Source organism: Streptomyces sp. NPDC096193, assembly GCF_040302905.1.
Lineage (GTDB): Bacteria > Actinomycetota > Actinomycetes > Streptomycetales > Streptomycetaceae > Streptomyces.
The window spans coordinates 72,859-97,599 of the sequence record NZ_JBEOSJ010000004.1; the positions used below are offsets into that span (position 1 = coordinate 72,859).

The 24,741-nt window shown below is 68.6% G+C and carries 26 protein-coding genes and 2 pseudogenes; 13 read left to right on the forward strand and 15 right to left on the reverse strand.

Features of this window, described 5'->3' with window-relative positions:
• Positions 1-19: 19 nt before the first annotated feature.
• Positions 20-835, reverse strand: a complete 816-nt coding sequence (locus ABTX78_RS08055; RefSeq protein ID WP_352205957.1) for an SDR family NAD(P)-dependent oxidoreductase — start codon at positions 833-835, stop codon at positions 20-22.
• A 239-nt stretch (positions 836-1,074) separates the two neighbouring features.
• Between ABTX78_RS08055 and ABTX78_RS08060 the strand changes: the two are divergent.
• The 3 genes and pseudogenes from ABTX78_RS08060 to ABTX78_RS08070 form a co-directional block, all read left to right on the forward strand.
• Positions 1,075-1,451: pseudogene (locus ABTX78_RS08060) on the forward strand (DNA topoisomerase IB-related protein); the annotation flags it as partial.
• Between the two features lie 229 nt (positions 1,452-1,680).
• Positions 1,681-2,370: pseudogene (locus tag ABTX78_RS08065) on the forward strand (GAF and ANTAR domain-containing protein).
• 97 nt (positions 2,371-2,467) lie between these two features.
• Positions 2,468-2,698: a DUF6480 family protein gene (locus tag ABTX78_RS08070; protein ID WP_352205958.1), complete on the forward strand. Its 231-nt coding sequence runs from the start codon at positions 2,468-2,470 to the stop codon at positions 2,696-2,698.
• A gap of 23 nt (positions 2,699-2,721) precedes the next feature.
• On the opposite strand, the gene ABTX78_RS08075 is transcribed toward ABTX78_RS08070, so the two are convergent.
• The 5 genes from ABTX78_RS08075 to ABTX78_RS08095 form a co-directional block, all read right to left on the reverse strand.
• Entirely contained in the window at positions 2,722-3,462 is a 741-nt protein-coding gene (locus tag ABTX78_RS08075) for a GAF and ANTAR domain-containing protein (protein WP_352205959.1), read from the reverse strand.
• A 45-nt stretch (positions 3,463-3,507) separates the two neighbouring features.
• Positions 3,508-4,212, reverse strand: a complete 705-nt coding sequence (locus ABTX78_RS08080) for a GAF and ANTAR domain-containing protein (protein WP_352206283.1) — start codon at positions 4,210-4,212, stop codon at positions 3,508-3,510.
• 245 nt (positions 4,213-4,457) lie between these two features.
• Positions 4,458-4,862, reverse strand: coding sequence for a hypothetical protein (locus tag ABTX78_RS08085; protein ID WP_352205960.1), 405 nt, complete (start codon positions 4,860-4,862; stop codon positions 4,458-4,460).
• Between the two features lie 322 nt (positions 4,863-5,184).
• On the reverse strand, positions 5,185-6,843 hold the full coding sequence (locus ABTX78_RS08090; RefSeq protein ID WP_352205961.1) for a catalase: 1,659 nt from the start codon (positions 6,841-6,843) through the stop codon (positions 5,185-5,187).
• Positions 6,844-7,062: 219 nt separating this feature from the next.
• Positions 7,063-7,479, reverse strand: coding sequence for a CBS domain-containing protein (locus tag ABTX78_RS08095; protein WP_352205962.1), 417 nt, complete (start codon positions 7,477-7,479; stop codon positions 7,063-7,065).
• A gap of 1,046 nt (positions 7,480-8,525) precedes the next feature.
• Between ABTX78_RS08095 and ABTX78_RS08100 the strand changes: the two genes are divergently transcribed.
• From ABTX78_RS08100 to ABTX78_RS08120, 5 genes are all read left to right on the forward strand, one after another.
• Positions 8,526-9,392 (forward strand): glycosyltransferase family protein, encoded by an 867-nt coding sequence (locus ABTX78_RS08100; RefSeq protein WP_352205963.1) that lies wholly within the window; start codon positions 8,526-8,528, stop codon positions 9,390-9,392.
• A complete protein-coding gene (locus ABTX78_RS08105) occupies positions 9,389-10,465 on the forward strand; it encodes a glycosyltransferase family 4 protein (protein WP_352205964.1) in 1,077 nt (358 codons plus the stop codon). Before ABTX78_RS08100 ends, ABTX78_RS08105 begins: the two co-directional genes overlap by 4 nt.
• Positions 10,462-11,481: a glycosyltransferase gene (locus ABTX78_RS08110; RefSeq protein ID WP_352205965.1), complete on the forward strand. Its 1,020-nt coding sequence runs from the start codon at positions 10,462-10,464 to the stop codon at positions 11,479-11,481. The genes ABTX78_RS08105 and ABTX78_RS08110 overlap by 4 nt, the downstream gene beginning before the upstream one ends.
• Positions 11,463-12,323 carry a glycosyltransferase family 2 protein gene (locus tag ABTX78_RS08115; protein WP_352205966.1) on the forward strand — a complete coding sequence of 287 codons (861 nt, stop codon included), beginning with the start codon at positions 11,463-11,465 and terminating at the stop codon, positions 12,321-12,323. Before ABTX78_RS08110 ends, ABTX78_RS08115 begins: the two co-directional genes overlap by 19 nt.
• A gap of 330 nt (positions 12,324-12,653) precedes the next feature.
• Complete coding sequence (locus ABTX78_RS08120; protein ID WP_352205967.1) at positions 12,654-14,051, forward strand: DUF1996 domain-containing protein; 1,398 nt, start codon at positions 12,654-12,656, stop codon at positions 14,049-14,051.
• A gap of 120 nt (positions 14,052-14,171) precedes the next feature.
• On the opposite strand, the gene ABTX78_RS08125 is transcribed toward ABTX78_RS08120, so the two are convergent.
• Positions 14,172-14,765, reverse strand: a complete 594-nt coding sequence (locus tag ABTX78_RS08125) for a helix-turn-helix domain-containing protein (protein WP_352205968.1) — start codon at positions 14,763-14,765, stop codon at positions 14,172-14,174.
• 98 nt (positions 14,766-14,863) lie between these two features.
• Here ABTX78_RS08125 and ABTX78_RS08130 point away from each other — a divergent pair, with 98 nt between their 5' ends.
• Complete coding sequence (locus ABTX78_RS08130) at positions 14,864-15,490, forward strand: class I SAM-dependent methyltransferase (protein ID WP_352205969.1); 627 nt, start codon at positions 14,864-14,866, stop codon at positions 15,488-15,490.
• Positions 15,491-15,526: 36 nt separating this feature from the next.
• Positions 15,527-16,027, forward strand: coding sequence for a DinB family protein (locus ABTX78_RS08135; protein WP_352206284.1), 501 nt, complete (start codon positions 15,527-15,529; stop codon positions 16,025-16,027).
• 293 nt (positions 16,028-16,320) lie between these two features.
• Here the strand turns inward: ABTX78_RS08135 and rpsR are convergent, their stop codons facing one another.
• From rpsR to rpmG, 4 genes are all read right to left on the reverse strand, one after another.
• On the reverse strand, positions 16,321-16,557 hold the full coding sequence (gene rpsR / locus ABTX78_RS08140; RefSeq protein WP_352205970.1) for a 30S ribosomal protein S18: 237 nt from the start codon (positions 16,555-16,557) through the stop codon (positions 16,321-16,323).
• A gap of 71 nt (positions 16,558-16,628) precedes the next feature.
• Positions 16,629-17,762, reverse strand: a complete 1,134-nt coding sequence (locus tag ABTX78_RS08145) for a CobW family GTP-binding protein (protein ID WP_502993802.1) — start codon at positions 17,760-17,762, stop codon at positions 16,629-16,631.
• A gap of 17 nt (positions 17,763-17,779) precedes the next feature.
• A complete protein-coding gene (locus tag ABTX78_RS08150) occupies positions 17,780-18,025 on the reverse strand; it encodes a type B 50S ribosomal protein L31 (protein ID WP_352205972.1) in 246 nt (81 codons plus the stop codon).
• A gap of 37 nt (positions 18,026-18,062) precedes the next feature.
• Positions 18,063-18,227, reverse strand: a complete 165-nt coding sequence (gene rpmG, locus ABTX78_RS08155) for a 50S ribosomal protein L33 (RefSeq protein ID WP_352205973.1) — start codon at positions 18,225-18,227, stop codon at positions 18,063-18,065.
• A gap of 69 nt (positions 18,228-18,296) precedes the next feature.
• Between rpmG and rpmB the strand changes: the two genes are divergently transcribed.
• The 3 genes from rpmB to ABTX78_RS08170 all read left to right on the forward strand — a co-directional run bounded on the left by rpmB (position 18,297) and on the right by ABTX78_RS08170 (position 20,634).
• Entirely contained in the window at positions 18,297-18,533 is a 237-nt protein-coding gene (gene rpmB / locus ABTX78_RS08160; protein ID WP_352205974.1) for a 50S ribosomal protein L28, read from the forward strand.
• On the forward strand, positions 18,533-18,838 hold the full coding sequence (gene rpsN, locus ABTX78_RS08165) for a 30S ribosomal protein S14 (protein WP_352205975.1): 306 nt from the start codon (positions 18,533-18,535) through the stop codon (positions 18,836-18,838). Before rpmB ends, rpsN begins: the two co-directional genes overlap by 1 nt.
• Positions 18,839-19,413: 575 nt before the next feature.
• Positions 19,414-20,634 carry a GTP-binding protein gene (locus ABTX78_RS08170; protein ID WP_352205976.1) on the forward strand — a complete coding sequence of 407 codons (1,221 nt, stop codon included), beginning with the start codon at positions 19,414-19,416 and terminating at the stop codon, positions 20,632-20,634.
• Positions 20,635-20,750: 116 nt separating this feature from the next.
• Here ABTX78_RS08170 and ABTX78_RS08175 read toward each other — a convergent pair whose 3' ends face one another.
• From ABTX78_RS08175 to ABTX78_RS08190, 4 genes are all read right to left on the reverse strand, one after another.
• On the reverse strand, positions 20,751-21,941 hold the full coding sequence (locus ABTX78_RS08175; protein ID WP_352205977.1) for a GTP-binding protein: 1,191 nt from the start codon (positions 21,939-21,941) through the stop codon (positions 20,751-20,753).
• A gap of 5 nt (positions 21,942-21,946) precedes the next feature.
• A complete protein-coding gene (gene rpmF, locus ABTX78_RS08180) occupies positions 21,947-22,117 on the reverse strand; it encodes a 50S ribosomal protein L32 (protein ID WP_030223410.1) in 171 nt (56 codons plus the stop codon).
• Between the two features lie 72 nt (positions 22,118-22,189).
• Positions 22,190-24,376, reverse strand: coding sequence for a heavy metal translocating P-type ATPase (locus ABTX78_RS08185; protein ID WP_352205978.1), 2,187 nt, complete (start codon positions 24,374-24,376; stop codon positions 22,190-22,192).
• Positions 24,377-24,378: 2 nt separating this feature from the next.
• Positions 24,379-24,678 (reverse strand): DUF1490 family protein, encoded by a 300-nt coding sequence (locus ABTX78_RS08190; RefSeq protein ID WP_352205979.1) that lies wholly within the window; start codon positions 24,676-24,678, stop codon positions 24,379-24,381.
• Positions 24,679-24,741: the final 63 nt, after the last annotated feature.

Sequence of the window (24,741 nt, forward strand, 5' to 3'; positions counted from 1 at the left end):
GCTGCTCACTGTTTTCGGCTCACTGCTTCCCGGACGTGTTCCCGTCGCCCGCCGAGCCCGGCTCCGCCATCTTCCGGTGGGCGGCAGCCTTCACGCTGTCCGGGAGGACCTTGTTCGCGATGCCCTGCACCTTCGTCTTGACCGAGCCGCCCACGATCTTCTTCTTGCCGCCCATGAGCGCCTCGAAGCCGTCCTTGGCGACCTTGGCAGGGTCGTCCTTCTCCTGCTGTCCGATCTTGGTGTCCTCCATGCCGGCGCGCCGGAAGAACTCTGTCTCCGTGGCGCCGGGCATCAGCGAGGTGATGGTCAGGTCGGTGTCCTTCAGCTCGTTCTGCAACGCTTCGGCGAAGGACTGGATGAAGGACTTCGACGCGTTGTACACGGCCTGGAAGGAGCCGGGCACGGTCGAGGCGATCGAGGAGGTGAACAGCACCTTCCCCTCGTCGCGCGCGACCATGTCCGGCAGGAGACGCTTCGCCAGGGCGACCGTCGCGGTGATGTTGAGGTCGATGAGACGGATCTCATCGGCCAGTTCCGTCTCGATGAACGGGCCGCCCTTCCCCACACCGGCGTTGAGCGCGGCGGCTGCGACCGGCCGGCCCATGGCGGTGACGGCGGCGTACAGCCGGTCCACGCCGCCGGGCTCCGCAAGGTCGACCTGAACGGTCTCGACCTGTGCTCCGTGGGCGCGGATCTCGTCCGCCGCCTGATGCAGCTCGTTGTCCTCGGCGGTCAGCAGGAGGTTGTGGTTGTTCTCGGCGAATTGCTTGGCCAGCTCGAAACCAATGCCGCTCGAGGCACCCGTGACGAGGGCCAGAGGCTTGATGTCGTTCATGGCCACCGGGTACCCGTGGGCACTGGGGCAAACGCGGTCCTCGGGCGGCTGCCGCCAGACATCCTGATGAAGGCCTCGGACGTGTCGAAGGCCCACGGAGGACTGTCAGCCACCGCCCCGTGCGCGACAGAGGAACCCAGGGTGTCGAGGGGTTGTTTGCGGCCTGTCTGCGCAGGAAACCCGCTGACTTGCGCGAGCCACGCAGGTGCCGAGTGACCTCGGGGGCGGAGGAGGAGCAGTTGCGATTGCGTCATACCAGGCCCACGGACCCCGGCTATGTCCGCAGACGCCAGGGACGCGGGTTCCGCTACTTCGACGCCTCGGGACGTGCGATGAACGATCCCGCGCAGCTGAGCCGCATCAAGGCGCTCGTCATTCCTCCGCCTGGCGGGACGTGTGGATCTGCCCGAGTCCCAACGGCCATCTGCAGGCGGTGGGAACAGACTCGGCGGGGCGCCGCCAGTACCTCTACCACCCCCAGTTCCGCGCCGAGCAGGAGCAGGCAAAACACGAACATGTCCTTGAGATCGCCACGCGACTGCCACGCCCGCGCGAGAGCATCGACGCGGATCTCGGCGAACGCGGCCTGACCCGCAGACGGGTTCTGGCAACGGCACGAACTGAGGTTGCGCATCGGCCCAATACGTGCACTGGGCGAGGCATAGTGGAAGTCGGCCGTCATCACCGCTGTGTCCGTGTGGCGGGACGGTCGCAAGCGCTGGAGATACGGCTACGGCCGGGGTTTCCGTGGTCCCCGGTGGCACTGCCACGAGCCGAGGGAACGGACTCGGCTGCCCCGAAGGGACACCGCCAAGGTCGACCGGCCTCGAACCTTTCCTTCCGTCATGGATCTCCTGCTGGACACCGGCTCGCTCGACACCTTTCTGCAATCGGTCGCGGAAGCCGGATTGGCGGCCTCGCAGTCCCAGGGCTGTGGAGTGACGCTGCTGCGCACGGGGCGGCCGGTGACTGTGGTCAGCGCCGGATTGAGCGCGTCCCGACTTGACGAGAAGCAGTACGGCCAGGACGACGGCCCGTGTCTGCAGGCCCTTCGCGAGGGAGAGGAAGTCAGCGTGCCGGACATGCGCAACGAGAAGCGCTGGGGCGACTACCCGGCGTTCGGCGTTCGGATCGGAACGCTTTCCTCACTGTCACTGCCCATCGCCTAGCACACCGACACGGCGGGCGCGCTCAACTTCTACGCATCCCGGCCGCACGCGTTCGGCACCGTCGACCTTCAGGTCCTTCGGTCCTTGGCAGCTCAGGCAACCGGCGGTGTGGCCCTCGCGCAGCGCATCGCCGATGTGCAGGAGTTCACGCACGACCTGCAGAGTGCCCTCGAATCACGCACGGTCATCGATCAGGCGATCGGGGTGATCATGGGCCAGCAGCAATGCACCGCGGACGAGGCCTTCGCGCTCCTGCGGTCCGCTTCGCAGCATCGCAACATCAAAATGCGGGACTTGTGTGCCGACTTACTGACCGCTCTGTCCGGCGAGCCGCCCACCAACAACACGGTACGGCCACGGCCCTGACCCTCGTCCCGAACGCGGCGCAGCACGCCACACACGGCAGGTCCACTCGCCGTCGGCTCCGACTGTTGAGACACCTGTCCGGGGGCACTCGCCACATATGAGTGCACAAACCCCTGATCCCGACCCCCGTACCACCCCTGGTCTCGATCCCGGAGGGTCCGTCCCTCCGGGTGAGACCCCGCCGGCCGAGGCGAGTACCGCATCCGGCGCCGGCCCCCGTCAGGATCCGCCCCGTGGGTGGGCCAAGGGTCCACTGATCGCGATCCTCGTGGTCGTCGGCCTCATCGCGGCCTTCTTCCTCGCGTACGCGCTGATTCTGATGCTGTGAGCGTGCGGCGGTGACGCCCGCTCTCAGTCGCTCTGCCCGCTGGCCGCCAGTACCGAGGCGGCAGGCATTTCTCGGCTGATGAGCGCCCTTGCCACGTCCGTGGGGCGCCGGCTGTGCTGATGGCTGTAGTCATGCAGTGCCATGGCCGCCCGTGGGACGGACAGACCGGCACTGGCTGCGATCATGCCGGCAGCCATATCGACCGTGGCCTTGGCGGAGACTGCTGCCTGGGTCCGGGTCAGGATGTCCTCCGGCCGCAGCGGATCCCCGTTCCATTGCATCAGCGCCGTGACCGTGACGTCGCCCAGGGCCTGCATCAGGTCCAGTTCTTCAGCCGGCAAAGGCGCCGGTGCGGACGTCAGCAGATTCAACGCGCCTACAGTCCGGCGGCGGATGCGGAGGGGAATCGCGTACGCCCCTTCGAAACCGGCAGCACGGGCGAGGGGCACAAAGTAGGGCCATTCGTTTTGGCGCCGGGAAAAGTCCGGAGCACTCAAGCGTTCTCCGGTGCGCCAGCAGTCGATGCACGGCCCCTGGTCGGTCTGGTTCTGGAACAACTCGAGCAAACCTGCGCGGTGGTCCGACACCGCTACGCTGCGCAACTGTCCACGAGCGGTGCCGAGCATGACGCCTGCGGCGTCGGCAGCAGTCAGCTGCACCGAGGTCTCGACCAGACGGTGCACGAGAACCAGAGGATCAACCTCGTCGCCGAACGTGTCGGTGAGGCTGACGAACGCCTCGATGATGCGCTGTTCGCGACTCATGCCGGTTCACCGTTTCCCTGCTGCAGACCGATCCGGATTGCGGGCCTAGTCATGAAACCTGAGCTTCCCGCTGACGACGTCGCGCGCCACGTCGGTGACGTTCTTCCCGGCGCCGAAGGCATGAGCTCTCAGCCGGGCAAGGGCCTGCTGCGGCTCCAGGTTCAAGTGGATCATCAGCATGCCTGTCGCATGGTGCACCTCTTCGTGGTCGCTCTCGGCAGCGTCGAGCCAGGACGCCATCCCGGGCGCGTCCGTCGCTGCCGAGGCTGTCTGCAGGGCAAGCAGCGCTCCGGCGATGGCCTCGGCCACAGGATGGGCGAAGGCCAGATCCTGCTCACTCAGCGGGCCGGGCCTGTCGCGATACAGATCGAGAGTGCCGATGGCCACGGCCGTGCTGCCCAGGGGGAGCGAGAAGACTGCCCGAACACCCAGATCCACCGCTTGGCCGGCGAAAACGGGCCATCGCCGCATGTCCTGGCCTTGCGTCAGGTCGGCGGCCAGGACCGGCGCCACGAGTCGCAGCGCGCTGCGGCACGGGCCGTCGCCGAGGGTGTACTGCGCTTCGGCCAACCTGCTGGCCACTGGATCGCTGGACCACCACAGCGTCTGTGCATCAGTGCCGCCTGACAGCGAGAGGGAGGCCCCGGTGATGTCGAGGAGATCCACGCAAGCACTGCACAGCCGGGCCGGGACGTGGTCGCCCTCACCTTCCGCGACTGCGTCACCCAGAACGTGCGCGAGGCGCCTCATGGCATCGTCGGCAGTGAGAGAGGGAGGAAGGTCGCGTTCGTCATCCTCTTCCGGGTGAGCGGAACTCACGGGTGATCACCTCCGGCAACACCGACACAGTCCCCATTCTCCCCCCTTCGCCACCGTATTCTCCCCGACAATGACCGACCGTGATCCCCGCCCGCCGCGGCTGCAGCCCGGCAGGAAGGCGGACGGGCCCGAACCGACGACGCGGCTGCCCTTCAGCCCTCGCAGGGGTGACAGTCTCACCGAGCGACTCGGATTCCCGCAGCTTGCTGGGCGAGCGAACGTGCGTTCAACCGACGGCGGAACGCCTCCGGCGCCTCGTGCTCTCGTTCACCAGCCATTGCCGACGGAACGAAGTGCGCGTGCTCAAGGGCTGGGCCAGAACGCTTGTACACCTTCAGACCAATGGTGACGAGGTAGGCGGCGCGGACCACGGCGAAGTCATGGATCAAGCCGAAGAAGATCGCGTCACCGCTCATGTCCCTCATGTACTCGACATCCAAGACAACCGTCCGGATACCTGGCGGGAGACCGGACAATGCCGCCCGAAGCTCCGAGCTGTCCGCAGTCAGGAATGTTCCGCACAGAGTCACCAGGACGGTACTGCCCAGAACCTGGGTGTGAATGGTGAGCGGCTTCGTCATGGGCTCCCCCAAAGCGAGTGGGGTTGCAGCCCTGAGCAGCCGTTTCGCTGCCCGGCGCGCGGGATCCGCGCGAAGTCCAACGTCCAAAGCCGCGACGGGCGTGCGACGCATACCGTTGACGGACCACTCACGCGGTAGCCGCCCGAAGCCTCAAATCGACAGAACCAGGCTGTTCGATCCCTTCCAGGATCCCACGCCTGCGTGCCTCGCGGGGATCATTGGCGGACGCCGCTGGTGCCGAACCGTACTCGACCGCCGGCCGAGCGAGCACTTCGGGAGGACCGGGCAGCCTCCCGAAGGCTCACATCGGGCGTCTTCGGATTCAGCGGGTCACGACGTGCCGCGTATTGGGCACGCAGTGCGTCATCGTGAGGCCGGTGACCTCCCGCGGTGGGTTCTCGCCCAGGTTCGACAGCCGCTTGCGGTCCTCTTCGGTCAGGTCCTGACTCGCCAGGGGCTCAAGTCCCGCAACGTCCTGCGGGGCGATGCCGAGCCCCTCACCGACCTTGCGTCCGAGCTCGTTCTCGACCAGCAGGAAATGCCACACCATACGCTCCTGCACCGGCCGATCGCACTGGCCCAGCAGGGTGACGAAATTGTTCACCAGGTCGTCACGCTCCCACTGCTCCATCAGCAAGTAGCGCTGGCCCGCCTGCTGATAGTCGTTGGTGCGCGGAAGCCTCTTCCGGGTGAGCCTTCCCCGGATCTCCGGCCCCTGCTCGTCGTGTGTGGGGTACTGGCCTTCCCGCAGGCCGCCGGTGATCGACGGCTCGTAGTTGACGCCGGGGTTCTCCCCGGCTCCGTCCACGTGATAGGTCATCAGGCCGTCGCGCTGGTTGGTGCGTACATCGGCGTTCTTCGCGTGGTTCACGGGCAGTTGCAGGTAGTTGGGACCCACGCGGTACCGCTGCGTGTCGCTGTAGGAGAAGGTGCGTCCGACCAGCATCTTGTCGTCGGAGAAGTCCAGGCCGTCCACCAGGACGCCCGTGCCGAACGAAATCTGCTCGTTTTCGGCGAAGAAGTTCTCCGGCATCCGGTCCAGGACCATCCTGCCGACCGGCTTGGGCGGGAAATCCTGTTCCGGCCAGGTCTTGGTGTCGTCCAGCGGATCGAAGTCGAGTTCCGGGTGGTCGTGGTCCTCCATCATCTGGACCAGGAGTTCCCATTCCGGAAAGTCACCGCGCCCGACCGCTTCGTACAAGTCCTTGGTAGCGTGACCGAGCCCTTGGGCCTGGACATTGGCGGCGTCTTCTTCGGTCATGCTGCGCACGCCCTGCTTGGGCATCCAGTGGTACTTGACGAGGACGGTGTTTCCCTCGTCGTTGACCCACTTGTAGGTGTTGACACCAAAGCCCTGCATGTGGCGGTAGTCCGACGGGATCCCTCGCGGACTGAACAGGTTGACGAGCATGTGCATGGACTCCGGCGTCTGCGACATGAAGTCGAAGATGCGTCGCGGCTGCTGCTCGAAGGTCACGGGGTCCGGCTTCAGCGCGTGGATCACGTCGGGGAACTTGATCGCGTCCCGGATGAAGAACACGCCCAGGTTGTTGCCGACCAGGTCCCAATTGCCGTCTTCGGTGTAGAACTTCACGGCGAAGCCCCGCGGGTCGCGAGCGGCTTCCGACGAGTCACGACCACCGATCACGGTGGAGAAGCGAACAGCGAGATCAGTCCGCTTCCCACGTTCCTGGAACAACTTCGCGCGGGTGAACCTGCCGATGGGCTCATCACCCCAGGAACCGTACGCCTCGAAGAATCCATAGGCGGTCACTCCGCGCGCGTGAACCACACGCTCCGGAATGCGCTCCCGGTCGAAGTGGCTGATCTTCTCCAGGAACTGGTAGTTCTCCAGCGTTGCCGGGCCCCGCGCCCCCACCGTGCGCTGATTCTGGTTGTCGTATACCGTATGGCCCTGCCGATTCGTGAGGACCTCGCGGTCATCGTCGGGAGCGGACCCTTTGCTCGACACGTCCGTCACGATTCTCAGCCTTTCGATCTCGATCTTCGCTTTACTGCCGATATATCACGGTGGATGGTCGGGAGTGTGGGGACACGGACGGATGCCCACCCGGCTCGGCAACCGCGGCCCCGCTCTGCGGTCGAAGCTTCGGATGAATCCGCGTGGCGCCTGGCCTCCTCCGCACCGCACGAGGGCCCGGCCGCATGGCGGCCGGGCTCGTGCGGTGCCGTCAGGGCATCAGTCGGTCGAGAGCGCCGCCACCAGGTCTCCGACCTTCGGGTCGGGCAGGGCGCGAGCGACGTCGGCCAGGGCCACCATGCCGACCAGGTCGTGTCCATCGATGACAGGCAGACGACGGACCTTGTGCTCCGTCATGGTGCGGAGAATCTCCTCCGCGTCGTCGTCCGCTCCGATCGTCACGGCCTCGCCCTGAGCAAGCTCGCCGGCCTTGCAGTCGGCCGGGTCCTTGCCGGCGCCAAGAACCTTCACGACGATGTCCCGGTCGGTCAGGACACCCTTCAGCCTGTTGTCGGTGCCGCAGATCGGCAGGGCGCCAACACCGAGGTCTGTCATCTTCCGCGCCGCCTGCAGCACACTTTCCTCCGCGCCGATGCACTCCGCACCGCCGGTCATGATCTCCCGGGCCGTCGTCATGACCACACCTCCTGTCTGTGGGTTACTGGCTCTGATTCGAATCCGCTGATGTGTCCGCTACTCCGCGGTGACGATGTACGAGTGCCCAGTGTCCGGCGGCGTTAACGGCCGCTGTGAGTCACTTGCGGGAGAAATTTCCGAATACCCGCCTTGCGTCCGTAACCCTCAGTCCTCCCCGCGAACGATGTTCCATTCGGGTTCCGGTTCGTCCAGGCGCTCCGGGCCACTCACATCCACCGTGGCGGATCGGCAGGTACGTATCCGCTGGTTGACGTCCTCTCCCGACATCATGATTCCGCTGTCGACAGGGCTCTCGGTCCGCGTATCCACGGCCGTCATCTCCTTCGCAGGACCCTCGGTTCTCCGCGCCGAGATCCGAACTGATGCGTGGCGAGTACCCACGGCCGTCGGGGTAACACGTACGGGTGACGCGCTCAGGTGACCTGCTCCCTGCCGGGACCGACGTGTCGAATCCGCAGGAGCCCGAGCGGCGCTCGAGCGGCGCTCGAGCGACTGCGATGCGTTACCGGCCTTTGAGCGACTGGCCAATTCCCCCTTCAATTACCGTGGCAGGTCATGTGGCGCGGCCCGCTGCCCCGGAATACAGGGCGTGAGGCAAAGCGCCGCTCTCCTCTTCCGTGTCGTGTTCCGTGTCCTGCTGAACGACCGGAAAACTTGCGGAAATCAGCTTCCTGCTCTACGTGGATTCACTCGCCGGGGAATGTGTTGATCAGGGCGGCCCGGGTACCTCCCTCGGGCGGAGAACCCGCACCGCACCATGGCCTTCTTCGGAGGTGTGCATGAGCACTGTCATCAATGCCGGAGGAACCTTTCACCGTACGATTCCGACGCGTTTGCCGGTACGCCTTGCGTCGGTCCCCGCGGGTCACGCCTACGTGTCGCACCTCCGGTCGGCGCAGGATCCGGAAGCCGTTCTCGTGCTCCCGGACCCCCGCCCCAATGGCGCTCCCAGTACCTCCCAGCGTTGGTGGCCGCCGGTGATGCTCGATCCCGCATGGGTAGAGGCACATCACACCGAATTCGACGTGTATCACCTCCACTTCGGGTTCGACGCTCAGAGCCCCGACGAACTGCGCGCCCTGATCAGGGCCTTGCGCCGGCATGGCAAACCCCTCGTCCAGACAGTGCATGACCTGCGCAACCCCCACCATCTCGATCCGGGCCCCCATGACGCCGCGCTGGACGTGCTGATACCGGCCGCCGACCGCTTGATCACACTCACCCGGGGCGCTGCCGACGAGATCGAACGCCGGTGGAGCCGTACCGCACGAGTGCTCCCCCATCCTCATGTCGTGGAGGAACCTGAACTCTCCATGCCCCGGCCCCCTCACGACGGGTTCGTCGTAGGCGTCCACGCCAAAAGCATCCGGCCCAACATGCGGCCACTGTCCGTCATCCACGCTCTGGCCGAGATCATCGAACAACTACCCGATGCCTCGCTCCGCGTCGACATCCATACAGAGACCGGAAACCCCGACGCCTACGCCTACGCGCCTCACACCCTCGAAGCGTTGCGATCGCTGGCGGACGACGGCCTGATCGACCTGCGCATCCACGACTATTTCGACGACACCCAGCTGTGGGACTACCTGCGTTCCCTCGACCTATCCGTACTGCCCTACGCCTTCGGGACGCACTCCGGATGGCTGGAGGCCTGCTACGACCTCGGGACCGCCGTCGCAGCCCCCGACTGCGGCTACTACGCGCAGCAACGACCCTGCTTCAGCTACCACATGGAGGACGACGGGCCGGACGCGGACACGCTGCGCTCTGCGGTACTCCGCGCTCGGCACGAGAACCCCGCCCCTCGCGCGCGGCCCGAGGCACGCGCGGCCGAACGCGAGCAGATCGCGGCAGCCCACCGGGCTCTGTACGAAGAAGTCCTTCGATGACCCGGCCCCTGCGAGTGGCCCTCATCGCGTCGGCGCGCTACCCGATTCGCGAGCCCTTCGCAGGAGGACTCGAGGCACACACCTGGGCTCTCGCCTCAGCACTGCGGCAGCGCGGTCATCATGTCACTCTCTTCGCCGGAGAAGGGTCCGACCCCTCACTGGGCATCCGCGAACTGCCCGTGGCCCGTGCGGACTTCAGCCCGGCCGCCCGCTCGGACGTGAGCATGACCGCGCCGACCTTCCTGGCCGAGCATCACGCCTACTTGCAATTGATGATCGAACTTTCGCAGGGCGAGGAGAACTGCTCGTTCGACATCATTCACAACAACAGCCTCCACTACTTGCCCATTGCCATGGCGCCGGCGGTTCGTACGCCCATCGTGACGACCCTGCACACCCCTCCGACGCCGTGGTTGGAATCGGCGATCCAGACCGGCGGGCACACAGCTGTGCAGTACACGGCCGTCAGCGCCTGCACCGCCCGGGCGTGGGCACCCGTGGTCCCCGACGCCCGGGTCGTCCTGAACGGCATCGACACCGAGCGCTGGCAGCCGGGGCCTGGAGGCGAGGACCTGGTCTGGTTCGGTCGGCTGGTCCCCGAAAAGGGCCCGCACCTGGCCATCGAAGCGGCTCGCAAGGCGGGCGTCCGCCTGCGCCTGGCCGGACCGACACCGGACACCGAATACTTCGAGACAGCCCTCCGTCCGTTCCTCGACGACCAGATCGAATACGTCGGTCACCTCGGCCGGAGCGACCTCAGCCGCCTCGTCGGGCAAGCCGCGGCTGCGATCGTCACTCCCTGCTGGGACGAACCCTACGGACTCGTCGTGGCAGAGGCGCTGGCGTGCGGAACTCCCGTATGTGCCTTCGACCGGGGCGCTCTGTCGGAAATCCTCACGCCGGACTGCGGGCGCCTCGTGCCGCAGACGGACGCCGCCGCGCTGGCCGACGTCATTCCGCGGACCATGGCGCTGAGTCGACGAGCCTGCCGTGACCGGGCCGAACAGCACTGCTCCCTGGACGTCATGATCACCCGGTACGAAGAGGTGTACACGGCGATGGGCCCAGCATGATCGGCTACTACATCCACCACCACGGCCGCGGCCATCTGCACCGCGCGCTCTGTATCGCCGCGCATGCGAGCTACCCGGTGACAGGCCTGTCCAGCCTCGAAAGGCCACCTGAGTGGACCGGCCCGTGGGTACACCTGCCGCTGGACACCGGCGCCACCGCGTACGAAGACCTCGAAGGCGGCGGACGGTTGCACTGGGCGCCACTGCGACACCCCGGGTATCAGGACCGTATGAGCCGCATCGCCGAGTGGGTGGCGAAGACACGACCGTCCCTTCTGGTGAGTGACGTATCGGTCGAAGTAGCGGGCCTGACGCGCCTGCTCGGCGTCCCGGTGGTGGTCGCGGCCATGCGCGGCGACCGTTTCGATGCTGCGCACCGCTTCGCCTACGACCTCGCACAAGCTCTCCTCGCCCCGTGGCCGGCCGAACTGGCCGAGCCCGGCTGGCCCGACGCCTGGCGCAGCAAGGCCGTCCACACCGGCGCCTTCTCCCGACACGACCGGCGCCCGACCGACGTCGTACGCACGGGCACCCGGCCCCGCGTACTCGTGCTGCTCGGCAACGGCGGCTCACACATCGGCCCTCGGCAGTTCGACATCGCGCAGCAAGCGACGCCCCAGTGGGAGTGGCAGGTCCTGGGCGGCTCAACCGCCTGGAGCGACGATCCCTGGCCGACTCTGTGTGCGGCGGATGTCGTGGTCACCCACGCCGGGCAGAACGCCGTCGCCGAGTGCGCCGCTGCCCGCAAGCCGACCGTCGTGCTCCCCCAGGAGCGGCCGTTCGGTGAACAGCTGGCCACCGGGCGCGCACTCACCCGAGGCCGGTTGGCAGTGGTACGTGAGTCGTGGCCGGCACCGCACGAATGGCCCGGGGTACTCGCCGAGGCGCGCCGCCTCGGGGGCGAAGGATGGTCGCGATGGTCTCCCGGTGACGGCGCGCAACGTGCAGCCGCATGCCTCGACGAACTCGTGCACAGTGCTCGGAAGGGGTCCTCCTCATGCCTCGCACGGCAGTGATCACACTGGTCTCCGGCCGACACGGGCATCTCGCCCTCCAACAGGACGGCCTGGCCGCGGGCAGCCTGCGCCCCGACCACTACATCGTGGTGACCATGAACGACGCGCGCGCGGGCCGGCTCGCGGCAGGAGGCGAGCCGCCGGCTGATGTCGTTGCCGTGCCGTGCCCGAGCGCGCCCGCCGGCCTTCCTCTCGCCTCGGCTCGCAACGCCGGCGCCCGAAGCGCTGTGGAGCGGGGGGCTGACTGCCTGATCTTTCTCGATGTCGACTGCGTCCCGGGCCGTGACACCATCGCCCGCTATGCGAGTGCGGTACGAGATGGCGAGCTGTTCTGCGGAGCGGTGAGCTATCTGCCACCCCCGCCGGTCGGTGGTTATCGGCTCGAAGACCTCCCAGTCCTGGCCACACCGCATGCAGCGCGTCCCGATCCGGCTCCGGGACGAGTCGTATACGGCGGCGACGCCGAACTCTTCTGGTCTCTCTCCTTCGCGACAACGGCCCGGACCTGGCACGACATCGGCGGCTTCTGCGAGGAGTACGTCGGCTACGGCGGCGAGGACACCGACTTCGCTCTTCTCGCCCGTCGCGCCGGTGTGGGCGTGGCCTGGCTCGGCGGTGCACCCGCGTACCACCAATACCACGCCGTCAGTCACCCCCCGGTGGAGCATCTCGACGCCATCCTGCGCAATGGCGAGCTGTTCCGACGGCGGTGGGGTACGTGGCCGATGCGTGGGTGGCTGGAGGAGTTCGAACGCCGGGGGCTGGTCCGCCACGAGAAGTCGACGGACACATGGGTCAAACAGCTCCCGGAACCGGCCGGATCCAGCACCGCGCTCGGCTGAAGTGACGGTTGCTCCGCTGCCGGCGCGCGCCCCAGCTCGGTCTGCTCACCGAGGTGAAACGGCCCTCGGACTCGGGCCGCGTACAGCATCACCGGATACCTGTTACGCCCCGCGGCGAGACGTGCTGACGCCAGGTCAATGCCCGTTGTCTGTCGGCCGTCTTTCGTCGCGGGAGGGTCCTTACCACTCTGTGACGTCAGATGGTCAACGGTGTTGATGGGGCGTCTGCTCTGCCAGTGTGAGCGCGGTCGGGAGCCCGAAATCAGGGCGCCCTGGGGACGGCCGAGGACACGCGGCGCTGCCTGCACCGCCCGAGAGGTGAGGACCATCATGCACCAGCGGCACAAAGTGAAACGCAGCCGACGCAACGCCCTGTTGGCGGTCGCCGGGCTGCTCCTGGGCGGCGGAGGACTGGTGACGGCCAACGCCATCGCCAACGCCGGGACGGCCACCAGGCAGTCGGAAGCCGTCACCTGCCCGTCGGTCGCCGAACGGCTGCCACGGATACCTGTTCCCGCGCGCGGCGAAGTGGACCGCGAACTGGCTCTGTTGACCCAGCAGACCGAGCGCGCCAACGCGAGGATGTCCCGGGTCGAGGGCCGTGCGGACAAGAGGATCCGCGTCGTCCTCCAGCCCCTGGGAACGGAACGCGCCGCCGCCCTGGAGCGTATCGAGATCGCCATCGAGCGCGCGGGAACCGAACGTCCCCGAGGGCTTCAGAGCCTGGCCCTCTGCACGGTCGGCGACCAGGACGCGAACCGCGTCAGGGCGGCCGGCGACAACACGGACGGCAGCGAGCAAGCGGGCGGGAACGCCGACGGCGGTGAGCGGCCGGGCGACAACGGCCCCTCGGCGGAGGACTTCGTCGACATCACGAGCGTCGCGCCCAACGTCCAGCGAATCGGCAAGGGCCGCAACGCCTCGACAGGAAGCTTCGTGTCACGGTGCGGGGTGAACAGGAAGGGGCAGTTCAACTCCGACAACGTCATCGTCGCTCCGGGCGTGGGCAACGGCGCACACCACACCCATGACTACGTGGGCGCGCTCGGGGTGGACGCCTTCACGACCAACGAGACCCTCGCTGCCGGCCGAACCACGTGCACCAACGGAGACCGGTCGACGTACTACTGGCCCGTCCTGCGCGACCGCGACGGCGTCGAGCAGTCCGACGCCGACCGGCCCGGCGGTGGAGCCGAGGGCAATGTCGGCGAGATCCTGACACCGCTATCCGTCAGCCTGCGGTTCGTCGGAAGCCCCCGCACCAAGGTCACCGCGATGCCCCGGTTCCTGCGCATCATCACCGGAGACGCCAAGGCGAACGCCAATGGCGGAGCCAATGCCAACGCCCGCTGGAGCTGCACCGGCTTCGAATCCCGGGTCGAGTTGAGGGACAAGTACCCGATCTGCCCGCAGGGCAGCAAGGTCGTACGTATCTCGAAGTTCCAGAGCTGCTGGGACGGTGCGAACACCGACAGCGCCAACCACCGCTCCCATGTCGCCTTCGCCGACGCCCGGGGCAACTGCCCCGAGGGCTTCCGCGCGATCCCCCAGCTCGTGCAGCGCGTCACCTACAACGGTCTCGCCGGCAGTACCCGCTTCGCGCTCGACAGCTTTCCCGAGTCGTTCCACAAGCCGATCACCGACCACGGTGACTTCATCAACGCCATGTCCGATCCGTTGATGAGGAAGGCCGTCGCCTGCATCAACACCGGCCGCCGCTGCGGCTGATCAGCCTTACGGCATTCCGCGCGTCCCGACCCCCGGGGGTCGGGACGCGCTCCGCTCCCCCGGCACTGCACAGAGCCCTCTCCTCGGATCGGCGGGGCGCCGGCTGTCGGATCGCCGAGCTCACTGCCCGCTCCCGCCGTGAGCCGGCGGATGGTTGCCGGCGCGTACGTGCGCACGGACGCCTTGCAGGCCGAACAGGATGAGAAGCTCGACCACCCCGCCGTCGGCACTGCCCAGCCAGTGCGGCATGGACGTGTCGAACTCGGCCGCCTCACCGGGCGGCAACGTCAGGTCGCGCTCGCCGAGCACCAGCCGCAGGCGGCCGTTGAGCACATACAGCCATTCGAAGCCTTCGTGTGTCTGCAGGGTCGGTTCGAGGGGCTTCTGGCGTGCGGGAATGATCATCTTGAAGGCGTGCACCCCGCCCGGCCGCCTGGACAGCGGCACGAAGATCATCCCGAACCGCGCGATCGGCTTCAGATGAATCCTCGGATCGCCCGTGCGCGGCGCACCGACGAGATCGTCCAGCGGAACGTCGTAGGTACGGGCCAGCGGCAGCAGCAACTCCAGAGTCGCCCGCCGCTGCCCGCTCTCCAACCGGGACAGGGTGCTCTCCGACACCCCCGTCGTCGCAGCGAGGTCGGCGAGAGTGATCCGGCGGTCGCGACGCAGCGCACGCAACCGCGGGCCCACGGCATCGAGTACGTCTTCCATTCCAGGGTCCACGGGACCATCTTGCCGGAACCGCAAGATTCCGTGCCAGGTCACGGTGCACCGGCCAACACTGAGGGCATCCGATACAGGGAGTCTTCATGAGTACCACCGATGCGGTCACCTTTTGGGAAGACGTCTACGCGGGCCGGCCGGCAACCACCGACCCGCGGCCGAACCCCAGGCTCACCGAGACGGTCACGAGCCTGCCACCCGGCGAGGCGCTGGACCTCGGATGCGGCGACGGCGGGGACGCACTGTGGCTCGCCCGCCAGGGTTGGCACGTCACCGCCGTCGACATCGCGGCCGTGGCGGTCGAGCGCCTCGCCGGCCTTGCCCGCTCACGCGGTCTCGGCGACCGGGTCGTCGCCGAGCGGCACAATCTCCAGGACTCGTTCCCTCACGGTGTGTACGACCTGATCTGCGCCCACTACCTGCAAACCCCCTTCGCCCTGGACAGGGCGACCGTCCTGCGCACAGCCGCGCACGCGCTGCGCGTGGGCGGGCACCTGCTGGTCGTCGATCACGGCTCGACCGCGCCGTGGTCGTGGAACCAGGATCCCGACGTCCGATACCCGACCCCGCGGGAGGTCGTCACGGACATGGACCTGGACCCGGCGACGTGGACGGTCGAGCGGGCCGACGCACCGCGCCGGATCGCGACCGGGCCAGGCGGGCAGACCGCCGAGGTCACCGACCACGTCCTGCTCGTCAGTCGCGCCGCCTGACCGACGCACTCCCCGACGCATGCAGAGGTGACCGTCATGCCGAGCGCCCCCCGCCGCAACCGACGCGGCGACACCCCGCCACCCCGTACCGGCGGCAGCGAGTTCGAAACCCTGCGCGGCTTCCTCGACTACCTGCGGGCCTCGATTGCCGCGAAGGTCGAGGGTGCGCCGGAGCCACAGGTCCGAACAGCCGGTGTGCCGTCGGGCACGAACCTGCTCGGCCTGCTCCATCACCTGACATTCGTCGAGCGCGCGACGTTCCACGGGGACAAAGTCACCGACTGGCCGGGGACGTTCCGGGCCGCGCCGCAGGACAGCGTGGCCGATGTCGTCGCCCGCTATCGCGCGACGGTCGAGCGCGCGAACGACGTTCTCGACGGGTGCGCCGACCTCGGCGCACCGGTTTCCCGCCCGCGGCCGAACGGCCCCGCCCCCAGCGTCCGCTGGGCACTCACTCACATGATCGAGGAGACCGGCCGCCACGCCGGCCACGCGGACATCCTGCGGGAACTGATCGACGGCGCGACCGGGCGCTGACTCCACCGCGTTTCGGATGCCGGGCGGCCGCCGCCATCGTTGTGTGCCCGCACGTCTTGAACGGCCGACTTCGCCCGGACGCCGCCCGGTACCCGGAGCCGCGCGTGTCCGCGACCGGACGCTCGTCATCAGGCCCAGCAACCGCGACCCGTGCGATGTCCGCGGTTGCACGGCTTGATGACGAAGGCCCCCGGTGGTGGGCATGACCACTACCAAGGGCCTTTCGCGTGACCCGCGACGCCCTGCCGGAGCGCCGCCTCATCGCAACGTGATCGCCGGTGACGAGGCGAGGCTCACCGGCTGCCGTACGGCAGCAGCGCCATCTCGCGGGCGTTCTTGATGGCGGCCGCGATCTTCCGCTGCTGCTGGGCGGTGACCCTGGTGACGCGTCGGCTGCGGATCTTGCCGCGATCGGAGATGAACTTCCGCAGCAGATCGGTGTCCTTGTAGTCGATGTACGTGATCTTGGCTGCGTCGAGCGGGTTGGGGCGGGACTTCACGGGCTTCCTGGCTTCCTGACGGCGTGCCATGAGGGCTCTCCTTGATCGGGTAGTCGGTACTCGCTGCGCGGCGCGGCGCGGCGCGGCGACGAGAGGGTGGGTCAGACGGCGTCGAGGAGGGAGTCGAAGGCGCCGGGGAGGCGCTTCCAGCCGTCGCGCCCGGCCGCGTACTCCTGGTCCGTGAGGAGGCAGGACTCGAGGAGCCGTTCCAATCCGTCACGGTCCAGGCCGGGCGAGGTGAAGACGAGGTGCTGGCAGCAGTCGCCGTGTTCGGGATGCCAGTCCAGAGCCGCGGCGGCGCGGCGCACCGGCGGGACCATCTCCCAGGCGGCGTCGGGCAGTGAGGCGAGCCAGGGCCCGGCGCTCTCGACGCACAGCGCTCCGCCGGCAGCGTCCCAGGCGAGCAGGGTGTCGGGGCGGTCGGCGAGCCAGAACCGGCCGCGGCTGCGCGCTGCCGCGCAGCACAGGTCCTCGAGGGCCTGGTACAGGCGCTCGGGGTGGAAGGGGCGACGGCGGTGCCAGACGAGTGTGGCGACGCCGGCGTCGTCCGCGTCCTGGGGAAGGAGTGCGCAGGCGGGGTGCTGCGCCGCGGCAGCGGCTTCCACGTCGAAGCCGGCGAAGGCCGCCGCGGCGAGGTCCGCCGAATCGGCGGCCACGCGGCGGGCGGTGGGGTGCAACTGCGCGAGCAGCGCATGGTCCTCGCCGTCGGCCTCCTCGTTGTCGACCAGAGCCAGCACGGGCGCGTACTCCAGTTGACGGGCCCAGGTGTCCCCGACGGTGCGCTGATCGGTGGGGGCGGCGGCCAGGCCGGCTTCGGCCAGGTCGTCGCCGTTGGCGAGGTAGGGCAGGACGAGCGCCGGGTCCACGGCTGTGATCACGTTGGTGAGGACCAGGTCGTCTCCCCCGTGTGCGGCCACGACCTCGGCCATCCCCTTGGGCTCGACCGAGTCCCACAGTTCGACCACGGCGAGCCGGGTGAGGCCGCCGGCGGCCAGCCGCTCCAGTTCCGGTACGAGGTCTTCGCGCAGCGCGCAGCACGCGCAGTCGTTGACCAGGGGCGCACCGTCCTCGGACACGGGCCCGCCCGCGTCGCGGACGAGTCGGCGCACCGCACCGTCCGCCGCGCCGGTCAGGTCGTGGTGAAGGGCGACGCTGCCCGGGACCGCCCGCAGGAGGCGGTCGACGACCTCCTTGCGGGCGTCGGAATGGATCCCGGCAACGATGACGACGGGCATGCGGGGGTCCTGCGACATCAGCGGGCCCCGTAGCGGCGCTCGAAGCGTTCGACGCGGCCGGCGGTGTCCATGACGCGGGCGGTGCCGGTGTAGAAGGGGTGGCTCGCGGAGGAGATCTCCACGTCGACAACGGGGTAGGTGTGGCCGTCCTCCCACTCGACCGACTTCTGGCTGGTCATGGTCGAGCGGGTGAGGAAAGCGGTGCCGGAGGCGGTGTCGCGGAAGACGACGGGGCCGTATGCCGGGTGGATGCCGGGCTTCATGGCAGTGGAGTCCTTTGGGGTCGGGGGCGGGTCTGAGTCAGCGCTCTTCGCGGAAATCGACGTGACGACCGGCGACGGGGTCGTACTTGCGCAGCACCAGCCGGTCCGGGTCGTTGCGCCGGTTCTTACGGGTGACGTAGGTGAAGCCGGTGCCCACGGTGGAGCGCAGCTTGATGACCGGGCGGAGTTCGTTGCGTGCCATGAGGCTAGTATATGGGAACGGTTTTCATTACCAACATGAGGGCCGCAGCGAGAGAGGCAGGTAACACCCATGTCCGCCCACTGCCAACTGACCGGCGCCAAGCCGGGCTTCGGCAACACGATCTCCCACTCCCACCGGCGCACCTCGCGCCGCTTCGACCCCAACATCCAGCGCAAGCGCTACTGGCTGCCCAGCGAGGGGCGCAACGTGCGCCTGACCCTGAGCACCAAGGCGATCAAGACGGTCGACGCAATCGGCATCGAGGCAGCCGTGGTCCGGATCCGGGCACGAGGGGGGAAGGTCTGATGGCAAAGAAGAGCAAGATCGCGCAGAACGAGAAGCGCAAGGAGATCGTCGAGCGCTACGCCGCCCGGCGGGCCGCACTGAAGGAGATCATCCGCCGCCCCTCGTCCACCACGGAGGAGCGGAGGTCCGCGCTGGCGGAACTGCGCCGGCAGCCGCGCAACGCCAGCGCCACGCGCGTACGCAACCGTGACAGCGTCGACGGACGCCCCCGCGGCTACCTGCGCAAGTTCGGCCTCTCCCGGGTGCGTGCCAGGCAGCAGGCTCACGCCGGTTTCCTGCCCGGAGTGACGAAGTCCTCCTGGTGACCCCAACCGGGTGAGCACGGCCGGACACCCCTTCGCAAGGACGCCGTTGGGGTGTCCGGCCGAAGCCATCGGCCCCGAGGCGCGGTCGAACCGGCTCCGATGCCGACCATCCGGCAGGACGCCCTGACATCGGGCAGGCAAAGAGGGGCCATGAGCACGACACGCCGCGGATCTGCTCTTACGCGGCTTCGGCGTCAACCACCGCCGGAGGGTCGCCGACCGGCGAACCGGGCCTGGAAGATCCTCGAACGGCCCGGCTGCTTCCCCCCGCCCCGCCAACTCCACACTCCCGGCGTGATCCAGGGATCCGCACAGGTCCTTCCACGCTTCAGCGAATCCCGCCAACCGCCGAGGACGCCGGTGTGATCGAGGTCGTGCCCGCCCCTTCGGGAATCCGTGCCGCCTGCCTGCCATTCCCGCGCCAACGCCTTCAACGCCGCGTGTACGCAGGGGGCGTCCTGCTCAGCTCCGCTGCACTCGTCGAGTGGCCGCGAGCGTGACCGGGCCTGCCGCAGAAGCCTGCGGGGCAAGACATGACATTCGTACGGACGTTACTTTCACTGAGGGGTCTCCGCATGATCTTCCATCGGGCGACCGGTACGCCGAAGGGCTTGCTGAGCGTGGTCGCCGGAAACTCGCCCGAGATCCGCGGGGGTCTGGTCGAACAGCTGCTGCGCACGAGCCCCGAGGCGGTGGTCCTCTCCGTGTCGGTCGAGGACGGTCCCTCGGGCGGCTATCCGGTGGTCCAGCGCCTGATGACCACCACCGGCACCCGGTCGGCGGCGCCGGACTCCCTGGGCGCGACCGGCGACCCCGTGGTAATTCTGCGTCAGGACCTTGTCTCACTCCGCCGGGCCAGGAAGGACGTCCATGTCGTCCTGGCTCTGCCCGAGCACGTCGACGTCCTGCCTTTCCTGCACCAGTTGTGGCGGGTCCGGATCGACGGCGACAACCTGGAGGACCACTACGATGCCGCGCCGGTCCTTGTCGGCGTCGAACCGGCCGTCTTCCTGGCGGACATCGACTGTGTGCACCGGGCCGTCCGCATCTGGGGCGGCGACGCCCAGGGCGAGCCGCTCACTCCGGCGGAGGCCGCCGCCCGGCAAGTGGAGGCGGCCGATGCCCTCGTCCTGACGGACGCCTCACCGGAGATCGAGAGCGCGGGCCAGGCCGCCGCCGCGCTGATGCGGCATCTCAACCCCCGTGCCGGCATGATCACCCTCGGCCGGGTCGCCGTCCGGCAGCCGGCCTCGGGCAGGGTCCTGACCCGCCCGCAGGTTCCGGCGCAGGCGCGGGAAGCGTGGGAGGCGCGGCTCGATGCCGTGGCCCCGCCGTACCCGTACCCCGAAACCCACCAGTCGGTCTCCACCGTCGTCTGGCGTTCCCGGCGTCCCCTGCACCCCGAGCGGCTCGCCGACGCCCTCGTCGACGCCATGTTCGGTGTACTGCGCAGCCGAGGTTTCCTCTGGCTCGCCAGCCGGCCCGATGCCGTCGTCACCTGGCGCTCGGCCGGAAGCCACCTGGAGATCCGCGAGGCCGACCGCTGGCTGGAGGCACCGGCATCCCCGGCCTGGGAGACCGCCTCACCACAACGGCGTACGCTGGCCTGCTGGTTCTGGGACGACTACTACGGGGAACGCCGTAACGAGATCGCGTTCACGGGCGCGGGCCTCGACCTGAACCGTATCGCCGGCGCGCTGGACAGTGCCCTGCTGACCGACACCGAACTGTCGCTCGGCCCCGAGGGCTGGAGCGGCATCAACGATCCGCTTCTCAGCGACACCGAAGACCACTGAGCCGGTTGGCTGCCCGCGCCAACGCCTGAAGGCACCTCGCAACAGCGAGGTGCCTCCATGTTTTCGCCCGGGTCGGGCGGTGCCGTGGCTGCGACCACCGCCCGACCCGGAGTCTGTCAGGCCGACTGCGCAAGCGCGGAGCGCTCGCGCTCCTGCTCGTGCTCGCAGGCGTCCTCGATTCCGTACGTGTCCCAGGCGGGGAAGGGGTCCACGGCCGGCACGCTCTCGCCCTCGGTCATCAGGCAGCCGCCCAGCGCCGCCCGCAGCGCTTCGGCGCGCAATCCCGTGCCGATGAACACCAGTTCCTGCCCCTGACCGTCGGCGTCACGGACACCGGACGGTTCGAAGCGGGCGACGGAGCCGGCCTGCGACCAGAGCCCCGTGACGTGCGGTCGGCCGGCGAGCCAGAAGAAGCCCTTCGAACGGAGGACCGTACCGAATGCGCCGCTGTCGAGACCCTCGGTCACGAACGTGAACAACCGGCCTGGATGGAACGGCAGTGAGGAGCGGAAGACGATGCTGGAGATCCCGTACTCCTCGGTCTCCGGCACATGGTCGCCGTTGAGCTCCATGACCCACCCCGGCGCCTCCTGCGCGCGCTCCAGGTCGAAGAGTCCGGTCCCCAGGATGTCACCGGGCGCCACCTGCCCACGGACGGCGGTCAGCAGGCGGGCCGCCGGATTCAGCCGCGTCAGGGCGGCGCGCAGACGCGAAGCGTCCTGCGGGTCCACCAGGTCGAGTTTGTTGAGGACGATGACATCGGCGAACTCGATCTGGTCCATCAGCAGATCGCTGACCGTCCGCTCGTCCTCCTCGTACTGGTCGAGGCCGCGCTCGGCGAGACCGTCGCCGCCCGCCAGTTCGGGGAGGAAGTTCGCGGCGTCGACGACGGTGACCATCGTGTCGAGGCGGGCCAGATCGCCCAGGGTCGCTCCGTCGTCGCGCGGGAACGCGAAGGTGGCGGCGACCGGCATCGGCTCGGAGATCCCACTGGACTCGATGAGCAGATAGTCGAAGCGCCCTTCGCGGGCGAGACGGTCGACTTCCTCGAGGAGGTCGTCGCGCAGGGTGCAGCAGATACAGCCGTTGGTCATCTCGACCAGGCGCTCCTCCGTGCGCGACAGCGCCGCCTCACCACCGCGCACCAGCGCCGCGTCGATGTTGATCTCGCTCATGTCGTTGACGATGACCGCGACCCGCAGGCCCTCACGGTTGCTCAACACGTGGTTGAGCAGGGTGGTCTTGCCTGCCCCGAGGAAGCCCGACAACACGGTCACCGGCAACCGCCGATCGGCGGTATCGCCCATCACGCTCATCCCTCGGGACGCAGCAGACCGCGCTCGTACGCCTTCACCAGCCGCTGCGGTACCTGGTACACGGAGCCGTCCACGGTCACGGGCACGAGCTGGGGAGTGGTGGCCTTCCACTGCGCGCGGCGGTGGCGGGTGTTGCTGCGGGACATCTTCCGTTTGGGGACAGCCATGATCTACCTCCGAGGGGAGCAAGGAACGGCCATCACCGTACATGGAAATGGATTCCATTACCAAAGACGGGTTCAGCGCACCCTGCGGTCCTCCAGAGGGGCTGCCCTCGGGATGTCGTCGCCCACGCGGGGCAGGTGCGGGGTGTGGTTGACCAGCCGCGCTGAATTGCCCACCACGGCGATGCTGCTGGTGTTGTGGAGCAGGGCGGCGAGGACCGGGTTCATGGAGCCGCCGGCTCCGGCCACCAGGCCGAGCAGGTTCACGCCGATCGCGAGGCCGTAGTTCTGGCGTACGACGCGCAGGGTGTGGCGGCTGAGTTCGACCACGGCGGCGACCTGGCGCAGATCGTTTCCCGCGAGGGCGATGTCGGCCGTCTCCAGGGCCACATGCGAGGAGTGTTCACCCATGGAGATACCGACATCGGCAAGGGCGAGGGCCGGGGCGTCGTTGGTGCCGTCGCCGACCATCGCGACCGTGTGCCCCTCCGCCTGGAGGTCGCGGATCAACTGGAGCTTCGCCTCCGGCAGGGCGTGCGCGTGCACCTCGGTGATACCGAGCGTGTCGGCGACGACCTGGGCGGTCTCCGGCGCGTCGCCGGTGAGCAGGATCAGGCGGCCGACGCCGAGTTCGCGCAGCTGCTGGATGACGGTCTCGGCTCCGGCGCGTACCGCGTCGGAGACCCCGAGCATGCCGATCAGATCCTGGTCGTGGGCCAGGCAGATGACGGTCTCGCCACCGCTCCTCAAGCGATCGGTCCAGCCCTGGGCCTCCTCGGTCAGCCCCACGCCGTTCTGGCGCAGCAGAGCGGGGCTGCCCACGAGCAGCCGCGTACCGTCGAGTTCGGCGCGCATACCCATCCCGAGGACGACCTCGCACGCCTGGTGTATCGGAATGTGCAGATGCTGTTCCTCGGTGCGGGCGACGATGGCCTGCGCCAGCGGGTGCCGGGCGTGCAGCTCACCCGAGGCGGCCAGGCTCAGCACCTCGTCGGCGCTGAAGGCGTCGGTCAGCGTGACGACGCTGGTGACCAGAGGTCTGCCGAAGGTGAGGGTGCCGGTCTTGTCGAAGACGACCGCGGTGACCCGGCCGACGCCTTCGAGATGGGTGCCGCCCTTGATGAGGGTGCCGCGGCGGGCGCCGTTGCCGATGGCCGCGCTGATGGCCGTCGGTGTGGCAAGACCCGCTGCGCAGGGGCAGGCGATCAGCAGCATGGTCATGGCTCGGCGGGCGTCGCGGGTGGCGACGTAGGTCAACGCGGCAAGGGCGAAGGAGACGGGGACGAAGCGCCGGGTGAAGCGGTCGGCCACGGTCTGGATCGGGGCCCGGTCGGACTGGGCCTCCTCGACCCGGCTGATGATCCGGCCGACCGTGGTGTCGCCGCCGACGGAGTCCGCGCGTACGGTCAGCGAGCCGGACGTGACGATGGTGCCGGCATAGACATGCGCGCCTTCCCGGGCATAGACGGGCAGGGCCTCGCCGGTGACGGCCGCCTGGTCCACGAGGGCCTCGCCGGAGAGCACGTGCCCGTCGACGGGGATGCGGTGGTGCTCGTACACGGCGACCACGTCGCCCGGCTCCAGTTCCTCCAGTGCCACCTCGGCCTCGGTTCCCTCGCGTACGAGCCAGACGCGCTCCTCGCCGATCGTGAGCAGGTCCTCGATGGCGCGGCGGGTGCGGCGCAGGGTCATGGTCTGGAGGAACTCGCCGATGTTCAGCAGCCACAGCACGATCAGCGCGACCACGTTCTCGCGCAGGAACAGAGAGATCAGCGTCGCCGCGGTGACCAGGGTGTCCGTGCCCGGGCTGCTGCGTCCTCGGAGCGAGCGCAACGCGCCCCGGAAGAACGGCAGCCCCGTGAAGAGCGTGACCACTCCGAGGAATCCCGAGGAGCCGAAGCTGATGCGGGGCCGGCCGAGAAGGCGGCGCAGTGCCACGAGCGCCAGTACGGCGCCTCCGACCACCAGTCGGGCGACCTCCCCGGTGGAGGAGTCGGGCAGCGACCGGGAGGGCTTGGCCGCCACGACGGAGGCGGGCGGGGCTTCCTCCAGCGCAGCGACCAGACGGTCGATGTCGAGCTTGTCGGGGGCCATCCAGATCACCACGCTGCCCGTGCGCGGGAAGATCCGCAGGGCGCGGAAGCCGCTGACCCCCATGAGCCGCTCGTCGACGAGCCCCGCACAACCCGGCCGGTCACGCAGCCACGGAACGATCAGGCGCGCTCGGCCCGACGCCACGGAGCGCACCAGCACGGTCGGCATGATCAGTGCTCGTGTCCGTGATCGTCGCCCTCGACCTTGACCGCGGAGGGCGGCGGCACCTCCTCGCCGAGCGAGGTACGGGCCTCGGCCAGCACGTCACCGGCCTTGAGACGGGCCTCTTCGGCGGCCTCGTTCAGCCACCGGCTCGCGACGATCCCGCCTGCGAGCCCGCCGACGACGGCTTTGCGCGCGACCGGCTTCGCGGCCGGGAGTTTCTTGATGATCAGAGCGCCCACCACGCCGGACACCGCGTAGTGAGCAAACTTGCCGGCGGCCGTGCCGACGATGGCGAGGGGATGCATGAACCGCTCCTTCCGTCAGCGCCCAGTCGGCGCGACGGTCCTCCCTTCCAGTGTGACCCTCTC